At 45.1% G+C, this 19769-nt stretch carries 17 protein-coding genes; 10 read left to right on the plus strand and 7 right to left on the minus strand.

Translation table 11 applies throughout. The annotated features are described in order from the left end of the window. Positions 1-59: 59 nt before the first annotated feature. Positions 60-662 carry an RNA polymerase sigma factor gene (locus FEF09_RS25515; RefSeq protein WP_146307734.1) on the minus strand — a complete coding sequence of 201 codons (603 nt, stop codon included), beginning with the start codon at positions 660-662 and terminating at the stop codon, positions 60-62. Positions 663-876: 214 nt separating this feature from the next. Here FEF09_RS25515 and FEF09_RS25520 point away from each other — a divergent pair, with 214 nt between their 5' ends. Both FEF09_RS25520 and FEF09_RS25525 read left to right on the plus strand, forming a co-directional pair. Beyond that, the gene (locus tag FEF09_RS25520) at positions 877-1458 is read left to right on the plus strand and encodes a Crp/Fnr family transcriptional regulator (protein WP_146307735.1); all 582 of its coding nucleotides are present in this window, start codon (positions 877-879) and stop codon (positions 1456-1458) included. A gap of 69 nt (positions 1459-1527) precedes the next feature. Continuing rightward, positions 1528-2997, plus strand: a complete 1470-nt coding sequence (locus FEF09_RS25525; RefSeq protein WP_186774524.1) for an FAD-dependent monooxygenase — start codon at positions 1528-1530, stop codon at positions 2995-2997. Between the two features lie 91 nt (positions 2998-3088). Here the strand turns inward: FEF09_RS25525 and FEF09_RS25530 are convergent, their stop codons facing one another. The 6 genes from FEF09_RS25530 to FEF09_RS25545 form a co-directional block, all read right to left on the minus strand. After that, entirely contained in the window at positions 3089-3925 is an 837-nt protein-coding gene (locus FEF09_RS25530) for an alpha/beta fold hydrolase (protein WP_146307737.1), read from the minus strand. Positions 3926-4085: 160 nt separating this feature from the next. After that, on the minus strand, positions 4086-4700 hold the full coding sequence (locus FEF09_RS25535; protein WP_146307738.1) for an HD domain-containing protein: 615 nt from the start codon (positions 4698-4700) through the stop codon (positions 4086-4088). A gap of 84 nt (positions 4701-4784) precedes the next feature. After that, positions 4785-5087 carry a hypothetical protein gene (locus FEF09_RS35005; RefSeq protein ID WP_409994885.1) on the minus strand — a complete coding sequence of 101 codons (303 nt, stop codon included), beginning with the start codon at positions 5085-5087 and terminating at the stop codon, positions 4785-4787. A 52-nt stretch (positions 5088-5139) separates the two neighbouring features. Further along, positions 5140-6375: a hypothetical protein gene (locus FEF09_RS31915; RefSeq protein WP_222597133.1), complete on the minus strand. Its 1236-nt coding sequence runs from the start codon at positions 6373-6375 to the stop codon at positions 5140-5142. Next, positions 6330-7046: an ATP-binding cassette domain-containing protein gene (locus FEF09_RS31920; protein WP_222597134.1), complete on the minus strand. Its 717-nt coding sequence runs from the start codon at positions 7044-7046 to the stop codon at positions 6330-6332. Before FEF09_RS31920 ends, FEF09_RS31915 begins: the two co-directional genes overlap by 46 nt. Before the next feature lie 48 nt (positions 7047-7094). Then, positions 7095-7802, minus strand: coding sequence for a helix-turn-helix transcriptional regulator (locus tag FEF09_RS25545; RefSeq protein WP_146307739.1), 708 nt, complete (start codon positions 7800-7802; stop codon positions 7095-7097). Between the two features lie 181 nt (positions 7803-7983). Between FEF09_RS25545 and FEF09_RS25550 the strand changes: the two genes are divergently transcribed. From FEF09_RS25550 to FEF09_RS25585, 8 genes are all read left to right on the plus strand, one after another. Further along, complete coding sequence (locus FEF09_RS25550; RefSeq protein WP_146307740.1) at positions 7984-8574, plus strand: RNA polymerase sigma factor; 591 nt, start codon at positions 7984-7986, stop codon at positions 8572-8574. Between the two features lie 106 nt (positions 8575-8680). Beyond that, positions 8681-9877, plus strand: a complete 1197-nt coding sequence (locus FEF09_RS25555) for a FecR family protein (RefSeq protein ID WP_146307741.1) — start codon at positions 8681-8683, stop codon at positions 9875-9877. Positions 9878-10125: 248 nt separating this feature from the next. Continuing rightward, on the plus strand, positions 10126-13611 hold the full coding sequence (locus tag FEF09_RS25560; RefSeq protein WP_186774525.1) for a SusC/RagA family TonB-linked outer membrane protein: 3486 nt from the start codon (positions 10126-10128) through the stop codon (positions 13609-13611). Between the two features lie 11 nt (positions 13612-13622). Continuing rightward, entirely contained in the window at positions 13623-15053 is a 1431-nt protein-coding gene (locus tag FEF09_RS25565) for a RagB/SusD family nutrient uptake outer membrane protein (protein WP_146307743.1), read from the plus strand. Positions 15054-15130: 77 nt separating this feature from the next. Beyond that, positions 15131-16075, plus strand: coding sequence for an ABC transporter ATP-binding protein (locus FEF09_RS25570; protein WP_146307744.1), 945 nt, complete (start codon positions 15131-15133; stop codon positions 16073-16075). Beyond that, positions 16072-18282: a Gldg family protein gene (locus tag FEF09_RS25575; RefSeq protein WP_146307745.1), complete on the plus strand. Its 2211-nt coding sequence runs from the start codon at positions 16072-16074 to the stop codon at positions 18280-18282. Before FEF09_RS25570 ends, FEF09_RS25575 begins: the two co-directional genes overlap by 4 nt. Positions 18283-18515: 233 nt before the next feature. Further along, the gene (locus FEF09_RS25580; protein WP_146307746.1) at positions 18516-18986 is read left to right on the plus strand and encodes a hypothetical protein; all 471 of its coding nucleotides are present in this window, start codon (positions 18516-18518) and stop codon (positions 18984-18986) included. Positions 18987-19240: 254 nt separating this feature from the next. Further along, positions 19241-19462, plus strand: a complete 222-nt coding sequence (locus FEF09_RS25585) for a hypothetical protein (protein WP_146307747.1) — start codon at positions 19241-19243, stop codon at positions 19460-19462. Positions 19463-19769: the final 307 nt, after the last annotated feature.

Genomic DNA, 19769 nt, shown 5'->3' on the forward strand with positions numbered 1-19769 from the left:
CTAAAACAACTAACTCCACTTTATATACCGGTCAACTTTAAATTTTTTTAAAGTTTTTTTTACCGGTGCAGCATATTTAATGCTAAAACGAGCATGGGCAAGGAAAGTAACTTATTTTTAAGGATGGCGGTACGCAATAATGCCACCCCTTTGGCTTTTTGATTCAGCACTGTCTGATAAGCCATATTTAATTCATCGGCGATTTCGGGAGCACTTTTCCCTTCTATAATGGCGAGGCGCACTACCTGCCGGCATTGTGGTGGTAATTTTTCTATTTCCCCTGATATGATCTGTAGAACTTCTGTCTTTATATATGCATTCTCTACATCTATTGAGAAGCGTTCTGCTCCTCTTTCTATGGAATCGTGAATATTATCGTGGCGTTTTTGCGCCTTTATATAATTAAGTGCCGCATTTTTTGCTGCGGTGAACAGGAAAGACTTCAGTTGTCCCAGTGAAGGAAAATCTTCTCTTCGCTGAAATACGTTGATAAAACATTCTGAAACAATATCCTCAGCCGCCATAGTATCCCCTATCAGCTGCTCTGTAAAAAAACAAAGCGACTGTTGATAGAGCGTATATACCTGGTGCAAAGCTTTTCTGTCTCCTCGCTGAAAGGCGGAAATCAGCTCAATTTCTTCATATGCTGTTCTGGCTGACAATTCGGTTAATTAGTCCAATTGAAGTCACAAACTATGTTAAAAAAATTTAAAGCTCAAGTGTATCTCACAAATATTTAAATATAATTAAACCATATATAACATAAAAAGGTCAGTCATCTTTATGAAAGCGAAGTCTTTGGATATGATAAGACTGCTGTTTTTATCAGCCGTAAAAAATATCAGCGTATGGATGATATAAAACCGATCAGGTACCATGACAATGGAAAGAAACCTGGTATTTGAGGCCCTGTATTATCTTTGTAAGATGTCTGAAGCTCCTGATTTTATCGACCGCATCAAAAGTGCTTATACCAAGGAAGAGCTACCGGCGAGGACTTTGCTGACACAGGAAGGAGCCTTAGCCAAAAAGCTATTTTATATAGATAAAGGGTGTTGCCGCTGCTGGTTTAACAACGATGGCATAGACGTTACATTTCAATTTCTTTTCGAAGGTAGTTTTGCCTCCTCGTTTGAAACGATGAGTAAGGGTGTGCCCAGCTGGTACAGTATTGAAACATTGGAGCCCACGGTGGCTTACAGCATCTCAATAGAACGATTCAAAACCGCGCAGGAAAATAACCCTCTGGCAAAAGCATCTTACCTTCATTATATCGAACAGCGTCTGATGGATTTCCAAAGGCTTTTTGTGGCGCATATCAAAGACAGTCCCGAAAAAAGATACCGGGAGCTACTGACCAATCATCCTGAGATCATCCTCCGGATCCCCCAACACTACATCGCTTCGTTTCTGGGCATTACTTCCGTATCCCTCAGCCGTATCCGCAACCGAAAATGATTAATTAACAATTGTTATCGCCCGGTGGGTTTTGCTCAAGGTAATTTTGCCTCAACAAAACTTCATACCGTGAATAATACGAAAGTGTTAATAATAGGTGCCGGACCAGTAGGTCTTACCTTAGCCTGCGAACTGGCCAGACGCGATATTCCTTTCCGCATTATAGAGCGCTGCGCAGTTGCCCCACAAGGTTCGCGTGCGAAGGCATTACAGCCACGTAGTCTTGAGATATTAAACGATCTGGGTATTGCTGAAGACCTGATGAAGATCGGCTCTACAGAGCTGCCATATCGAAAATTTCAGGGTAACAAAATGATAGGTGAAACACCCCGTACCGGCTTTCCGCGTAATGATACCCGTTATCCTAAAACTTTACTGATACCACAGCCAGAAGTGGAAAAGGCACTACGGATAAAATTGCAGGAGCTGGGTGGTAGCATAGAATGGGCGACCACCCTGACAGATTTCAAGCAGTCAAATAATGGGATTAATTGCCAACTGGAGAATGACAGGCAACACGAAGCTATGCATTGTAGCTATATGGTAGCCTGTGATGGTGGTAAGAGCAGCACCCGCAAAAAACTGGGCATTGATTTCGTCGGTGAAACACATCAGGAAGAACAGCTCTGGGTAGGTGACGTCGAAGTTGCAGGATTAGAGCGGGATGCGTGGTATAATTGGTTAAGTCCTGTTTTTGGTATTGCGTTCGCATTGTTCCCATTCAGGAACAGCAATATATGGCAATTGCAGGCCGTTATGCCAGCTGATCAGGACGGGAATATACCTGCGCCGACATTAGAGGGCTTTAACCAGCTTTTTAAAGAACGTACGCAAATGGAGGGTGTCAGACTAACCAACAGCTCATGGCAATCGATTTACCGGGTAAATATACGCCGGGCGGAACGTTACCGTGCAGGCAATGCTTTTATTGCCGGGGATGCTGGTCATGTACATTCCATTGCAGGTGGAATGGGAATGAATACAGGTATACAGGATGCCTGTAATCTGGGCTGGAAATTAGCGGCAGTAATTAATGGTCACGCTGATGATCGTTTGCTGAACACTTACGGCGAAGAACGTATTCCTATAGCTGACTGGCTGCTGGCAACAACCTCTCAAAGACAAAAAGTAATGCTTGACGGTGCAAAGACCGGAAAAAGCGGTTTTGAAACATTGGGCACCAACGATACCACCCAGCTGAATCTGAATTACCGGGGTAGCTCCTTATCTAAGACCGGCCAAAGCACTATAAACGGTCTGGAAGCCGGAGACAGGGCGCCTGATGTACAATTGACAGATGGCAGCTGGTTGTCAGATCAACTCCGGGGTACCGAATGGAAACTGCTGCTCCCCGGTGAGGAAAAACTAACCGCACTGACTGATCTGGTTAAAGTGATCAACACTTCAGATGAGCATATCAGGGAGGCTTATGGCGGTGGAGAAGCAGCTATATTGATCAGGCCCGATGGATATATTGCATTGATTGCCGCTTCAGTCCAGGAAGTAACGAAGTATCTGAAACAATTAAATGGTCTTTAGTCCGGATTACAATGACCATACAATTACTCCTATCTGATAACAGCTATAGTTTAGAACCGGCAAGCGAAGGCTTGCCGGCCGTATTAAGGGCTTATTTTGCAATCTGCAGAAGCAGTTCGCTTACTTTATCTGCCTGAGTGAGCATCGGGCAGTGTCCTGATTCAACGGAATATATGTTCTTAATACCAGCTGTGCTGATCATCTTTTTTTGCAGATCAATGGTGATGGCATGATCCTGAATAGTTTGAATATAATATTTGGGAACTCCCGCGAATGCCGGATTCTTTAGAAATATTTTATCTGCCTGTGGAGCAATAGGCTCAGGCCTGTTATTATCCATCAGCAGTTTCTTCACTTCATCATTGGCATCCTGCGCAAAGACCGGAATAATTTTATCATTCGGGATACTGGCAGTCGCGCCATCTGCGGAGAATTCCAAAGCCGGACCAAACATGGAATTAGGATCCATCGTAGTAAGATTAAGGATAGATTGGTTATTAGCAGGAACGAAACCTGCGAGGTATACAAGTTTTTCAACCTTATCCGGGATCGTATCAGTAACAGCAGTAATGATTGCACCACCAAGACTGTGACCCACCAATACCACCGGACCATTTATTGCATTGATCGCGGCTACCACTTTATCACGATAAGTATTGATAGTGATTTTCTTAGGATCGGTTTGATCCTGTCCATGGCCCGGTAATTCCACAACAACTACGTTGTTTCCACCGGCTTCCAACTTTGTTTTTACAAATTGCCATGCATAGGGTGCCTGAAAAGCGCCATGTACTAATACAAAGGTTTTCGATGGATGATCGTCGTTGTCATCTTTAGAACAACTACTAAATGTTAAAAGAGTCACTATTGCCAATAAGCCTAAATAGACCAATGGCCTTGCCATACGCATTCCTAAATGTGTTTTCATGTCTGTGTGATTAATTTCCACAAACGTCGGGCGATTCTCCTTCCTGATTTTTCACTTAGGTTAATTTTCAGAAAAAATCTGTCAAATCAGGAACTACACCCCATTGAATAACACTCATGATGACATGGAGCAACGCAATCTGTTACAGCGTATAAATGTTTTATTTATCCTTCTTTGGGTGGGGTTTCTTTTTAAGAATTCCTTTTTCAACACTTTCGTTCAACAGTTGCTCTGCATAAGTCCAGATAGCAGCCGATCCGTTTTGAATAGCTTTCTTTTTATCATACACTTTCTGATAGTCGACGTTAAATTCAGCCCAGGTTCCACCATTGTTTGAAGTATTTTGCAATAACGGTTCGAACCTGTCCATTGCTTTAGCAAATTTTGCATCATCAGTCATCCCTTCTTCAAACTCTTCCCATATTGCAATTAATTCCTGTGCCTGTGCTTCCGGCAACAGTCCAAAGATTCGTTGTGCGGCCAGACGTTCCTCTTCTGTATTGGTATGGTTTTTTGCAGTATCGTAGATAAAAGTATCGCCTGCATCAATCTCTACCAGATCATGAATCAATACCATCTTTATGACCTTCAGTACGTCAATTGGTTTATCAGCATGTTCCGCCAAAACAAGCGTCATCATTGCCAAATGCCAGCTGTGCTCTGCATCATTTTCATTTCTGTCACTATTGAACAATTTAGTTCTACGTTGGATGTATTTTAATTTATCAATCTCTTTGATAAAAGCTACCTGCTGCAACAATTGATTTGTATTCATCCGTTTGTGGATTATATAGTCAGACGTATTGATTTGAAAGACAAAGGTAAGCTGCCTGAACACAATAATCGCATATTTGTATGGCTAACGGCTTAAGTGTGCCATTAAATACTTCGCGGTCTCGGACACCTTACTTTTCAAAAGCTGTGCGACAGGTCCCTGAAAGACCAACTCCCCACCGTATTTCCCTGCCCCCGGACCGATATCTAAGATCCAATCAGCCTGAGCGATGATATCCAGATTGTGCTCAACTACGATCACCGTATTTCCCAAACGTACTAAGCGGTCAAGGATTTGCAGCAACTTCTTTGTATCCGCCGGGTGCAATCCGGTACTTGGTTCGTCCAGTACAAGTATACTACTATCCTCTGCTAATTCTGCGCTCAACTTCAGACGCTGTCTTTCTCCCCTGAAAATGTGTTAAGACGTTGTCCCAGTTTCAGGTAACCGAGACCAAGATCTGCAAGCAATTCAAAATGCGCAACAAAATCATATTGCTCAAAAAAGATAAGGCCTCCTCTACGGTCAGGTCCATTACCTCCGCAATATTCTTATGAAGGAATTGGTACTTTAAAACTTGCGGATCAAACCCAGTTCCATGGCAGACGTCGCATGGTTGTTCGATATCATCCATAAAGGCAAGGTCGATTTTTTCGACACCTAATCCTTTGCAATTGGGGCATGCACCAAGGCTATTGGTGCTGAAAAGCCGGTCACTGACATGATTTGCTGATGCAAACAATTTCCTTAATCTGTCTGATATCCCCAGATAGGTCAGTAATGTGCTCCGTTGACTACCTGCTATCGGAGATTGATTAATTATTTTCACCTCTGATAATTGAAGCGGTAATACTTTTCCGATTAAAGTACTCTTGCCAGAACCTGCTACCCCTGTGACCACCGTCAAGACGTTCATGGGAATGTCCACAGTAATGTTTTTAAGATTGAACAGGTCTGCATTTTTTATGCTGATTACTGTCTGGCTTCGAAGTGGATTGCCTTTGTATCTACGTTCCTGCGAAAAGTATTCGCCAGTCTTACCCTTTGAAGCGCACAATCCTTCAAAGGTTCCTTCGTAAATAATCTCTCCGCCGTGAACGCCGGATAGTGGTCCTACATCTATCACGTGATCCGCTATTTTGATGATATCGGGGTCATGCTCTACGATCAGCACTGAATTACCTTTTTCTTTGATCTTCCGGATGATCTTTGATATGTTATCGAGATCCTTTGCATGTAGTCCGATACTTGGTTCATCAAAAATGTATAGCAAATCTTCAATACTGTTTCCAAGATGCCGGACCATCTTAATACGCTGCGATTCCCCACCTGAAAGGGTATTGGTGGTTCTGTCCAGCGTAAGGTACTGTAATCCTATTGTGATAAGATGCGCTAATTTTTTTTGTAGTTCTTTTATTATTACATCAAAAGGACCGGAGGAAAGTGAATTAATAAATTCCAGTAGTTCATCAACAGGCAATGCTGAGCAATCAGCGATGTCCATACCTTTGATCTTACAGGAAAGAATCGTTTCATTCAGCCTTTTACCGTTACAGTCGGGACAGGTGTCTGTTGCTATAATTTTCTGCAACGCTTCCTTTCGCAGGTTAAATTCTCTGGATTCCTTCTTTAAAAAATCGTTTTTGATCCTTGGGAGCAGACCAATGTATTGCATTGTTTTCCCCAGGACTTGTCAGGATGTGGCGGTCTATGTTCCTCCGCGTTGAGTAACAATGCCAGTTCTTTCTTGCTGAAGTCTTTTAGTTTTTTGTCACGGTCGAAATACCCGGAATGCGCATATCGTATCCACCTGTATCCGCCGGGCTGGAATGTTGGAAACAGGATAGCGCCCTCATTCAGTGACTTATTCCTGTCAAGCAGCGCCTCAGTATTAATTGAGCTTACAATCCCCAGCCCTTCGCAGCGAGGACACATCCCCTGTGGATGATTAAACGAGAAAATACTGGAATAACCGACGAAAGGTGTTCCTATTCTGGAAAACAAGAGCCGTAAAGATGCATAGATATCAGTTGCGGTCCCGACCGTGGATCTGGCATTCCCTCCCATCCGTTTCTGACTGATGATAACGGGTACATTCAGATGTTCGATCTTATCTACATCTGCCACACCAAAATGACTTAGCCGGTTTCTGGTGAAGCTGTTCTGTGTTTCATTGATCTGCCGTTGTGCTTCTGCACCGATAGTCTCAAATACCAATGACGATTTCCCGGATCCTGATACACCGGTAAAAACGACTATCTGACCTTTGGGAATTTCCAGTGAAATGTTCTTAAGATTATTCTGACGGGCGCCCGATATCTTTATTGCTCTGTTATTCGCTTTCATATAGTTCATCCTTGTTACAAAGACAAAACTAAACCGGGGCAGTGACAGCTATATGTCAGAGGTATTGTAGTGTTGTTGAAAAAATTCGCTTAAGGTCATCTTTTGGGGTGTAAAGTTTTCTTGTAAAGGCTGTGCCTTAGATATCCTATCCAGACGAAAAGCCCTAAAATCCTGCCTCAGTCTGCAATAGGCTATGATCAGCCAGATGTCCTTCGTGCCATAAAATGCAAAGGGTTCAATGATCCTGTCTGTTGATACAGCATGCTCATCGGTGTAGCTGATTTTTACTATCTGGGAATTGGTCATTGAAATCTGTAGTTGCGACAGGCAGCTACTGGATTGTACTTTATGCTCATCTTGCTTAACAATCGTTCTGTCCTGCAACAAATTGACCTTTTCTTTCATTGTTTCTCTGAGCAATGCTTTAATCTTCGCTGTAGCGCCTTTGAATGCCATAATAAAAGAGGCATCCCTGTTGCCTGAGATGATCTCTTCTGCTGTAATAAGGGCATTTGCTTCTTCTTCTGTAAACATGACCGGCGGTATACGATAGCCATCCATTAAAGAATAGCCCAGCCCCTCTTCGGTAATAACAGGTACGCCTGCCTGCTCCAGTGTTCTTATATCCCTATAGATGGTCCTGACGCTCACATCGAATCTCATTGCCAGTTCCGCTGCTGTAACAATTTTCTTTGTCTGCAAACGTATCAGGATTGCTGTTAGTCTTGTGAGCCGTTTTATGTCAGCTGGGGGCATATATTAACTTTAGCTATTGTTTACAAAAATCAGGCCTCCGGCCATTGGTAGGTCTCCGCTTCCCAGCCTTGCATTTCCCATATAATTTGGCGAAATTAGCTTTTGTTTCAATCAGAATCTTTTCATGCCATTCGTTTTCTCCCTCCGGTAATGCAACATATTACATTTTAATATTGCTTTATTGAACGACGGACAATTAATTAATGCTCCCGAGCTTTACCGCCGCATTGCAGCCGGTGATGAAACCGCGTTTAGTCAACTGGTAGAGCTGTTCGCTCCCAGCCTTCAGGCTATGGCGGCCCGTATTACCGGCTCTGTAGCCGTGGCAGACGACCTCGTGCAGGACACCTTCCTGAAAGTATGGCTCTCGCGCGACCAGTTGAGCGGCGTCGCCCAACCGGCCGCGTGGATAAAAAAAATATGCTTTTACCGTGCAGTGAACCATGTGCGCCGGCAATCTATTCACAATAAGGTGATGGACGCCGTGGGAGGGCAAAAAGAAAGTACCGGAAAAACGACTGATATCGTGGAATTCCGACAACTGTTGGCTATGGTGAATAATGCCGTACAGCAGCTCCCCGAAAAACAACGTCAGGTATACCGTCTGAGCCGGGAACAAGCCCTTAGCATCAACGAGATTGCCGGGCATATGGACCTTGCGGTCAGCACCGTCAAAAATCTGATGGTCATGGCACTTAAGAACATCCGCACATCACTACAAAAAAGTGGTTACCCGCTGTTTGTACTGCTTTTATTGGACTTCCTTTATTAAATATGCCAACCACGAAAAAAACTTTGTTTTTTTTCGGTACCAATAGTCTTCCCAATTGTCTGATATAGATAGGGAGCCATAACTCGATTATTTACTCCTATTTATAATGAAACCAAACGCCCGATTAACATATTTACTGGAACGTCTGGCCAGCCATGATGCGACAGAGGAAGAGCTGGACGAGCTTAGCGCCCTGATCGAAGGTGACGTCCCGGATGCCTCGATCGATGATGCCGAAAGCTGGCTGGAAAGTCATGTGAATCAGCAGCTACCCACCTATAATCCCCAACAGTGGCGTCAGGTGGCCGATCAGATCCTGCGGTCAGACAAACTACCCGCCGATCCTATTACGCGGCCGGCAACGCGGGTACATTATCTCCACAAATGGTGGTGGGCAGTAGCAGCTGTGGCACTGATAGCAACCGGGACCTTGTATCTTAACCGGAATAACCCACGGCCTGTGCAGCAGATGGTACGCAATGCCTCGCTGGACGTTGCACCCGGACAGACCGGCGCAATGCTAACACTCGCCGATGGTTCGCAGCTCTTACTGGATAGCACCGGTAATGGCGTCATTACCCGACAGAACGGCACTTCCGTGGCAATGCAAAACGGCGATCTGCAATACACGCCGGGACAGACATCGGCGGGACCAGTACAATATAATACCATCAGTACGGCCAAAGGACGACAGTTTACTATTACACTGTCAGATGGTACTAAAGTATGGCTCAATGCCAGCAGCTCGCTACGGTTTCCGGTGGCGTTTAACGGCTCCGACAGAACAGTCGAATTTACAGGCGAAGGATACTTTGAAGTGACTGCCAATGTCCGGCAACCGTTCCGTGTGAATGTGCCGGACAAGATAAGTCTGGAGGTACTGGGTACCGCCTTCAACATCAATGCTTATACCAATGACCAGAACAGTTATACCACGCTGGTGAATGGCGGGGTAAAAATATCGGCGGCGGGCAAAGCCAGTGGCGCCGTGGTGTTAAAACCGGGCGAGCAATTGCAGGCCACAGGTGGCAACTTCGATGTAATGAGCAATGCAAATGTGGAACAGGCCATCGCGTGGAAAAACGGCTTGTTTAATTTCGACAGCGTAAGTCTGAAAGATATGATGCGTCAGCTCGAACGCTGGTACGATCTGGAAGTGGTATATGAAGGCAATGTGCCCAATATCGTGTTCTTTGGCGAAATGAGCCGCAATTTGAAGTTATCTGATGTATTAAACGGACTGGAGCGATCCGACGTACACTTTCGGCTGGAAGAAGGCCGTAAGTTAATCGTAATGCCATAACATATTTTACCTGTGCCTTAATTATCAATTGAAATCGTAAACATGAAGTAATAATTATCAACTAAGATCAGGCTATCAGACAAAAAACCGGAAGTGCGGCAAACACTCCCGGAAGATCGTTGGTAGCTACAAAACGGGTTTCGAGACCTCCATTTTTAACAACCAAACGTTGCAAATTTATGCAAAAAACAGCTTACTGGAGCCGTTGGGGTATGTCATGCCGGCTCCCAACCAAAATGCTTCGGATAATGAAACTAACCAGTGTCTTTCTGCTCCTTTTCTGTTTACATCTGTCAGCCAACACCTTTTCTCAGTCAATTACCTTTTCCGGAAGAGGTATACCTATGAAACTGGTATTCGCGGCAATAAAAAAGCAAACCGGATATGTAGTATGGGGAAAGTCGGATCTGCTGCAACAAGCAGATGTAGTCTCCGTTTCTGTACAAAACATGCCACTATTGAGTTTTCTGGACCTCATCGTTAAAAACCAGTCTTTCAATTATAAAATAACGGGCAATACTATTTTCATTTATAGTAAAAACGATCCTATACCCGGCGACGCCACTGTCGCAAAAGTAACACCGCTCGCGGGACGGGTAACTGATAGTCTGGGCATACCATTGATCGGTGCCACTGTAGTAGTAACAGGGGGCGGCCGGTCGGCCATTACTGATATGAATGGCAGCTTTTCCATACCTGCAGATGCGGGGAATGTGCTGCGCATCAGCTTTATTGGCTATCAAAGCAAAGAAATTGCCGTTACTACCGCCATGCTACAAAGTGGCAATATCGGCAACATCATACTGGCTCATGTTTCCTCTACACTCAACGAATTGAACGTAACCGCCAACACCGGCTACCAGTCTATCCCGAAAGAACGCGCTACCGGCTCTTTTGGCGTTATCACTGAAACTACACTGGGTGCCAGAATGGAAACCAGTATTATGGACCGTCTGGAAGGCACTGTGCCGGGGCTTTTCATGCAAAACGGCACACCTACTATCCGCGGTCTGTCTACTTTATATGGCAATCAGCAACCGTTATATGTGGTAGACGGATTTCCTTATGAAGGAGATCTTAATTATATTAATCCGGCCGACGTGGCAAACGTAACCGTGATGAAAGATGCGGCGGCAGCTTCTATCTACGGCACACGCGCGGCCAATGGCGTGATTTCCATTACTACCCGTCATGGCAGTAGCCGGAAGCCAGTAGTTACCTTTAGCAGTGGCGTATTTTTCTCCGCCAAACCAGACGCTGGTTATATGAATCTGCTCAACTCTTCCCAGATGGTGGATTTGCAACAGGAACTCTTTAACAAATGGCATCCCGGCTTCAGCGACGGGATCAGACGCACAGGCAACACCAAAGTACTGCAGGCCTTGTATAATCAGGAACAGGGTTATATTACCCAGGCGGAACTGGACGCCACCCTTGCAAGGCTTAAAACACAGGACGGGCAAAGTCAGCTGGAAGATCTGTTCATGCGCAACAACGTAAAACAACGCCACGCCTTTTCAGCCAGTGGAGGCAGCGATATACATCAATACAACATGATGGTAAACTATACCGGCAATAGCGGGTATGGCTTACGAACCAGCAGTGACGATATCAACCTCGGGCTGAGAGACCGTGTAAAACTGTTTCGCTGGCTGGATGCCGAAATTGGTACCAACACCAACATCCGCAAAGGAAAATATCAACCTGAAAGCCCCGAATCCTTTTACTGGAACATGCCCTACGAAATCATCCGTAATCCCGATGGCAGTCCGGGTGAATTCACGAAACTAAAATCGGCTTATGAGATCGGGCGTCTGGTCAGTCTGGGCCTGCATGATGAATCTTATCATCCACTCGAAGAAATGGATCGTGCTGATTTGTCGTACTGGTCGAACTACTTCCGCGTACAGGGGGGCTTTACGGCAAAGATTATTGAAGGACTCACGCTCGATCTGAAATACCAGACCGAACGCGGTACGAGCTATAATAAGCAGTACTACAACTCATCCTCTTATTATGCAAAAAGGATGATCAATGATGCCGCGCAGCTCATCGACAATGAGCTGATAAAAAATGTTCCCGACGGCGGACAATTATACGAAACACGTGGTAATTCCAAATCGTACACCGCGCGCATGCAGCTGAACTTTGACCGGACTTTCTCCTCAAAACATCACATCTCCGCCCTCGCCGGGGCCGAACGCAGAGCCATTTCGAATGCCAGTACCTCCGTATTTAAAATGGGTTACAGCGATAACAATCTGCAGTTCCAGCCAGTAAACGAACTTGCACTCGGCAACCTTAAAGGAACGCAGTCGCTAACCAGCACCTTTGCTCTACCTTTTAACGATGGTAACAATTTTTATTATGGCGAAGAAAGATATATTTCGGTATATGGCAACGCAGGCTACACCTATAACGGTCGGTACAATCTGACAGGTAGTGTACGCGTAGATAATTCCAACCTCTTTGGTACCGATCCCCGCTACCGCTATCTGCCGTTATGGTCAGTTGGCGCCAGCTGGCGGTTGACTGAAGAGAATTTCATGAAAGATATCAATTGGCTGAACAGTCTGACTATCCGTTCGACCTACGGTTTAGGTGGCAATGTGGCCCGTACCGTCGGACCGTTCTTACAGGCACGTTCTACATTTTTTGCCGAAGCGAATGCCACCGCCACCGATATCATATATCCCCCCAACAAATCGTTGCGTTGGGAAAAAACGGCCACCACCAACCTTGGGATAGACTTTGCTGTACTGAATAACCGGATTTCCGGATCTGTAGACTACTACGTCCGCAATACCACGGATTTACTCGGTGAAAAAACGATCGATCCCACCAATGCCTTTCCCAACGCGTTGATCAACTACGGCAGTCTGAATAACAAAGGTTTCGAACTGGCATTGAACACCCGCAACATTGCAGGGAAAACATTTTCGTGGAACAGCACACTGGCTTTGAGTTTCAACAAAAACAGGATGACCGAGATCAACACCAAAGATCAAACTGTTTATAGTCTTACCGGCGGCTACGGGGTAAACAGGATCGGTTATCCGATGGATGCTGTGTTCAGCTTCCGTTCGGCAGGACTCGATCCTACCAATGGTTCTATGCTGGTTTACGATGCCGATGGAAAAGTAGTTATGAACTATGACCAGAGTGGTACGATCGTAGCCAACATGACCGATGTGAAAGGACTGGTATACAGCGGAACACTCCGTCCGAAGTACACTGCCGGATTAACCAACAGCTTTACCTATAAACAACTTTCTCTCAGCGTGATGATCATTGCCAATGGAGGTAATGTGATCCGTGATGTGGTGCCTACCATTCAGACTAATTTTCCGCTCAGGAACACCGATCAGCGCGTAGCGAATTTCTGGCGTAAACCGGGTGATGAGAAAATACCGGGTATGATGCCTGCACCCGACCTTAAAGGCGATGGCGGCAGCTATTACACACTACTCTCCTATGCGTCTGACCGCAATATACTCAAGGGCGACTACGTAAAGGTGCGTGACATTGCGCTCTCCTACAACTTTGAACGGTTGTTGTCGCGCATCAAAAAACTGGCTTCTGCCAAACTGACCCTTCAGGTACAGAATCCATTTTCTTGGCACGCCAACGATGCCGGTATAGATCCGGAAGCGTACGAGCACACCTCACAATACGCCAACAGGCTGTTGCCGGTGATGCCAGTTTACTCTGCAGGCATTGATATCACCTTCTAAAAAGCGGAATCATGAAAAAATTAACTCTATATATATTCAGCTTCGTTGTTTTATCCGGTTGCGATAAGTTTCTGGACATCAAACCGAAAGATAAGTTCATTCCCATAACCACTACTGATTATGAGAATATGCTCAATTCCGGTACCATGGTTAACTTTGGCGATTATTTCTGGGATTTGCAGTCCGATGACGCATTCCTGCCAGAAGGAGAACCCGGTAACCTGTATACGAAGCAGCAACTGCATGGCCGGCGCATATACACCTTTAACAATAATCCCTACGATCAGGGTGCCAACGATTATCTTTGGAGTGAAGGATATAAAAGGATCTTCTACTACAATAGCATCATTAACAACATTATGGATGCTACTGAAGGAACGGATGCCAACAAGAGGAGCGTTCGCGCCGAAGCGTACCTTGGCCGTGCTATGGAGCACCTGCAAATGGTAAACGTGTATGCTCAACATTACGATGCTGCTTCTGCCGCTACGACGCCCGGTATTCCCATTGCGTTGATCGCTGACATCAATGCTAAATTTACCCGGAACAGTGTAAAAGAAGTATACGATCAGATCCTGCGCGATGGAGAAGCCGCCGTGGCCGATCTTCCTGAGAAAAATAAACTCACAAAATTCAGGGCGTCGAAAGCCGGCGGATATGCATTGCTTGCCAGAACCTACCTGTTCATGGGCGATTATGCGAATGCCCATAAAAATGCAGCACTGGCTATTTCGCTACAGGGCGAACTTAAGAACATGAATGATTACAGCATCATCATTCCCGGTCCGTTTCCGAATGTGCCGGGTGCACCACTAGGCTGGACCAATATCCCGGACGCACAGCTGAATCCTGAAACCATTGTGGCGCGCCATTTCCTGCGGCCATTTGGGCTGGGCATGGACGTCTGCGCCTCTCCGGAACTGAGTGCATTATTCACCAACGACGATAAACGCTGGACGCTGTATTACGCCGATGGCTGGCCGCCTGCACCACCGTTCAACTACATGTCAAGATATCAGGTGAAAATTTTCCTCCGCGGAGACTTCTACAGCAACTATCTCAACGTGCCTGAAATGTACCTTGTACGCGCCGAATGTTTTGCACGTGAAGGCAAGAAGCAGGAAGCACTCGACGATATCAATAAACTACGTTTGAACCGGATTACACCGGCCGCTTATAAGGTATTTACGCCGGAAGATTTCGGGAACGATGACGAGCGTATACTTCGTTTCGTACTGGAGGAAAGACGCCGCGAGCTGGCATTTACCGGCATGCGGGTTATCGATTTGAAACGTCTGAATAAGGAAACCCGTTTCCGTAAAACCATTAAACATACCGCCGAAGGAAAAGAATATGAATTGCAGTCCGGTAGCGACAAATACCTGCGGCAGCTGTGGCCTAATGCCACCATATTTAACCCGGACTGGCCACTGAACCCGTAAAAAATCCAACCAACCATACCCTTCAGGCGCCGGAAATTTCCGGCGCCATTCATCTCTTATTGCGTAATAAATTGAATATGCAGGATAATATCGTAAAAATCGAAGGCCTGTTTCACCGTTACAGTAAAGACTGGGCGGTGCAGGATATCAACTTCGAGATCAACAGGAACGGTATTGTAGGACTACTCGGTTCCAATGGCGCCGGGAAATCTACAACCATGAACATCCTTTGTGGCGTATTGAGCCAAACCCGCGGTCAGGTGTTGATTGAAGGCATCGACATGCGTACTGACCCGGAAGAGGCCAAGAAACGGATTGGCTTTTTACCGCAAAACGCACCACTGTACCTCGAACAAACCGTAGATGAATATCTCACTTTTTGCGCACACCTGCGGCTGATCGAAAAACGAAAAATTCGTGAAGCCGTGGACAGGGTGAAAGAAAGATGCGGAGTAGCGCATTTCAGCAAAAGAATGATCGGTAATTTATCCGGTGGCTACCGGCAACGGGTAGGCATTGCGCAGGCGATCATTCACCGGCCACTGCTCGTTGTACTGGATGAACCCACCAACGGCCTCGATCCTAACCAGATTCTGGAAGTGCGACAACTGATCAAAGAAATTGCGACCGACCGCGCCGTTATTTTTTCTTCGCATATCCTTTCGGAAATACAAGCTACCTGTCAGGACATCATCATGATTGAAGGCGGCAAAATCGTGTTTAAAGACACGATGGAGACTTTCAACAATTACATCGAGCCGGATAGTTTGGTGGCCACCATGGAAAATCCACCTGCAGCCGAAGAACTGCGTGCAATCGGAGGCGTGAAAGAAGTAGTGTTCCTCACAGACAAAACTGTTCGCATGCGGTTCGATCCCACCGCCGACATTGCAGAAGGACTGGTGGAAATGAGCGTTCACCGGAAATGGCGCCTGAAAGAAATCACACTGGAGAAAAGTTCGCTTGACGCCATTTTCGCACAGTTATCCAACAAAACATTTAAACCATCCGTTCAATCATGAAAGTAATTTTCAGAATAGCCCGTCAGGAACTAAGCCTGCTGTTTCATTCGCCGGTGGCCTGGCTCATCCTGATCGTGTTTCCCGTACAGATAGGCGTTAACTTTCTCTATTACATACAAATGATCGGCCGCGCACAGCGCATGGGCAATCATTTTAACGATGTCACTTCCATGGTATTTGCGGGATTACAGGAAGGATTTTACCCCGGTGTAAAAAATACTTTATACTTCTACATCCCCCTGCTTACCATGGGGTTGATCAGTCGTGAAACACACAGTGGTTCCATAAAACTGTTGTTATCATCTCCCATTAAAGTAAAAGATATCGTACTCGGCAAATACGTAGCCATGATGGGCTATGGCGCGCTATTGCTCGTTATCATTTGTTTATATGGCGTGGCAGGTTCGTTTTTCATCACCAATATAGATTGGATATTTTTAGCTTCCGGTGCTATTGGACTATACCTGCTCATCTGCGCCTATTCGGCCATCGGACTGTTTATGTCCTCACTTACAACCTATCAGGTTGTAGCGGCAATCAGCACATTGGCAGTATTGGCGGGACTTAACTTCGTGGGCGGATTGTTTCAGGGAAATGATACGGTACGGCATATCACCTATTTCATGTCGATTGCCGGCAGAACCGAACAATTTATCTTCGGGCTGATCAGCACTCAAGATCTCATTTACTTTTTGATTGTGATCGGCTTCTTCTTAGCCATTACAGGAATGCGGCTGCAGGACCAGCGCGAGGCCCGCTCCGGATCGGTACGCACTGCCCGTTACGTCGGGTTAGTCGGACTGTGTTTTATAATCGGTTATCTGAGCACCATTCCTGCTTTAACCGGCTATATTGATATGACGGCTACACAAACGCATACGCTAGGCAAACAAAGCCGGGAACTGATCTCCAAAATGGAGCATCCGTTAAAAGTAACCACCTACGTAAACATTCTGGACAACAACTACTACCTCGGAGCTCCCGAAAAGAAAAGTGAGGACGAACGAATCCTTACTCCCTACCGTCGTTTTATGCCCAATATGCAAATGGAATACGTATATTATTACGACTTTTCCAATAACGAAGGCCTTTACAAAAACTATCCGGGGGAAAGCGATGCAGCCATTGCCAAAAAAGTTGCCGATATACAGGACCTCGATTTCAGGCATGTGCTGAAACCAGAGGCGGTAAAGAAGATAGTAAATCTGAATCCTGAAGAAAATCGCCTCGTACGACTGTTGGAGTATGGTGATAAGAAAACCTTTTTACGCTACTACAACGACATCCGCATATATCCCGGCGAACAGGAATTTACCGCAGCACTGAAAAGGCTTGTCACGCCTGCCGAGATCCCCGTTATTACCTTCCTGCACGGCAACGGCGAACGCAGTATTACCAAAGCCGGCGATGCAGAGTTCAGAACGTTTGTAAACGAACTTACTTTCAGAGGTGCACTTATCAATCAGGGTTTTAATGTTGATACAGTAAACCTTACGCAGCAAGACATTCCCGCATCTACTTCTGTGCTGGTGATCGCAGATCCAAAAACCGCGTTCTCCAACGAAGTGCAACAAAAACTGACACAGTATGTAGCTAGTGGCAGAAACCTTCTTGTAATTACGGAACCTGTTTCCCAAAACATTGTAGCACCACTGTTACAGCCACTTGGCATATATCCCGAAGCTACGGCTATACAAGAGGAAAGCCGCGATTATGCGCCCGACTTTATTCTCGCCCGCTTTGCTGACAGTGCCTCCACAATAGCACCTAAACTAGGCGGCTACAGGGCGGATAATGGCGTAGTATCAATGGTAGGGACCTCGGGCATCAGTTACCGGGACACAGCCGGCTTCCACATTGTACCTTTGCTGGTAGCGAAAAATAGTGAAGCGCTGGCCGTAGCGGCGCAACGCAGTATAAATGGTAAGGAACAGCGGATCATCGTAACCGGCGATGCTGATTTCATGAGTTCCGGTGAACTGGGCCGTCGCAAGCCATATAACTGGAATCAACCGCTGATTACAGAAATGTTCCGCTGGTTCACCTACGGCACGTTCCCTGTTAATACCGGCGCCATCCGCTCTAAAGATGCAATCGACAGCGACGATCGGGGCATTTTAATGATGCGTATTATCTTCTTTGGTGTAATACCAGTCGGCTTGTTAATATTCGCCGCGGTGCTATTGTTATATCGCCGGAGGCGATAAAACAATAGCAATGGGCTGTTCTATCAAACCTGTTTCCAGCAAGAGCAAAAAAGTGAGGCGTTCAAATTGAACGCCTCACTTTTTTCGTGATCTTGGGTATCGGAAACCCGAATTCGATTATACAGGAATTGACAGCGGTACTAGTATGACCTCTTACCTTCTGTTAACATTATATAGTTGAAGGCTGCTATATTGAGCCAAATCACTAATTTTCATTTTAAAAAAGCGTACAGATGGCAAAATCTGACAAATCAATTCACAATATCTGTCTTGCTTCTATTAAGAGATACACTGGAAATTTGACAAAACAAAAATGCTCGAGGGTCGGCTTCATACTAATTACCATGCTAAATAAAAAAATGAGCGCATATAACTTGCTAATTTCGGAGGTTTCTTGTCTTAATTGTTATAGACAGTATCCTGGTCGTATTCAATTCAAATTTGGCAGTACAGCTTATCTGCAATACCATATTGGTGACAAAATTCAATGGGGAGTTAATGATACCGGAACTTCTGGTTTGAACAAGGTAAAAGTTTATGGGATTGTAGAAACAGATAAATGTCCGCTTTGCAATAGCAACAACATAGTTGAGGATTTCGATATTTTCATTAATAATGATATAATTTTGAATGTAAAAGAAATGGAAAATGTTGAATGTTATCTAAAAGAAGGGAATAGTGAATATGTTGTTTTAGAACGATAGAATATTTGATTAGTAACACTCTTAGTTTACAAAAGCAGGTTATACAGTATCGAGCGCGGAGTAAACTAACGGCTGCTGGAATGCTTGTACTAGTCAGTAATAGCTAATACTTAATTAAGCATTTTTGGTTCATAAGATCGTCTATAAAGCTATGCATCTTTTATCAGTAAAGCCTCAGGTTGAAACTTTGACTGTACCATACAATTGATCAATCTTCTTCTCATTAGGGTGCAACGTATACATTTAAATCTGCTGTGGAAAGCAATGTGAATCTGAATGGCCTGACTTACAGTAACACTGCAAATTTTAATGGTGCTGGGGTAAACTACTTCGCAGGTGGTATCGGTGTTGGCGTATTGGATCCGGGAGAATTTAAACTGGCGGTGAACGGAGGGATTAAGGCAAAGCGTTTGAAAGCGGATCAGGGGAACTGGCAGACTTTGTGTTTGAGCCGGAGTATCAATTGCCTTCATTAACTGAATTGGAAAGCTATATCAAGAGCAATAAGCACCTATCTGATGTTCCATCGGCTAAGGAGGTTGCAAAAGAGGGTGTAGATGTGGGAGAAATGAATAAGATCTTATTACAGAAGATTGAGGAGCTGACTTTGCATAATTGAGCAGGAAAAGACAAGTAAAGAGCAAGCGGCCCGAATTATACTATTAAAGAGTCAGTTAAGAAACTTTCTTCGAAATAGTGGATATCCGTAATTATGAAGTAATATCCATGACATTGATATTACCAGCGAAACTGACCTCATAGTAAAAACTTCAGTAAGCTCCA

This window comes from Chitinophaga pinensis, from assembly GCF_007896845.1.
Classification (GTDB): Bacteria; Bacteroidota; Bacteroidia; order Chitinophagales; family Chitinophagaceae; genus Chitinophaga; species Chitinophaga pinensis_C.

What these genes read in the sequence shown, in the direction of transcription:
- FEF09_RS25530 (WP_146307737.1), bottom strand. Translation starts at nt 3,925, where the DNA reads ATGAAAACACATTTAGGAATGCGTATGGCAAGGCCATTGGTCTATTTA.
- FEF09_RS25555 (WP_146307741.1), top strand. Translation starts at nt 8,681, where the DNA reads ATGAAACCAAACGCCCGATTAACATATTTACTGGAACGTCTGGCCAGC.
- FEF09_RS31920 (WP_222597134.1), bottom strand. Translation starts at nt 7,046, where the DNA reads ATGAAAGCGAATAACAGAGCAATAAAGATATCGGGCGCCCGTCAGAAT.
- FEF09_RS25580 (WP_146307746.1), top strand. Translation starts at nt 18,516, where the DNA reads ATGGCAAAATCTGACAAATCAATTCACAATATCTGTCTTGCTTCTATT.
- FEF09_RS25565 (WP_146307743.1), top strand. Translation starts at nt 13,623, where the DNA reads ATGAAAAAATTAACTCTATATATATTCAGCTTCGTTGTTTTATCCGGT.
- FEF09_RS25520 (WP_146307735.1), top strand. Translation starts at nt 877, where the DNA reads ATGACAATGGAAAGAAACCTGGTATTTGAGGCCCTGTATTATCTTTGT.
- FEF09_RS25535 (WP_146307738.1), bottom strand. Translation starts at nt 4,700, where the DNA reads ATGAATACAAATCAATTGTTGCAGCAGGTAGCTTTTATCAAAGAGATT.
- FEF09_RS25575 (WP_146307745.1), top strand. Translation starts at nt 16,072, where the DNA reads ATGAAAGTAATTTTCAGAATAGCCCGTCAGGAACTAAGCCTGCTGTTT.
- FEF09_RS25570 (WP_146307744.1), top strand. Translation starts at nt 15,131, where the DNA reads ATGCAGGATAATATCGTAAAAATCGAAGGCCTGTTTCACCGTTACAGT.
- FEF09_RS25560 (WP_186774525.1), top strand. Translation starts at nt 10,126, where the DNA reads ATGAAACTAACCAGTGTCTTTCTGCTCCTTTTCTGTTTACATCTGTCA.
- FEF09_RS25545 (WP_146307739.1), bottom strand. Translation starts at nt 7,802, where the DNA reads ATGCCCCCAGCTGACATAAAACGGCTCACAAGACTAACAGCAATCCTG.
- FEF09_RS31915 (WP_222597133.1), bottom strand. Translation starts at nt 6,375, where the DNA reads ATGCAATACATTGGTCTGCTCCCAAGGATCAAAAACGATTTTTTAAAG.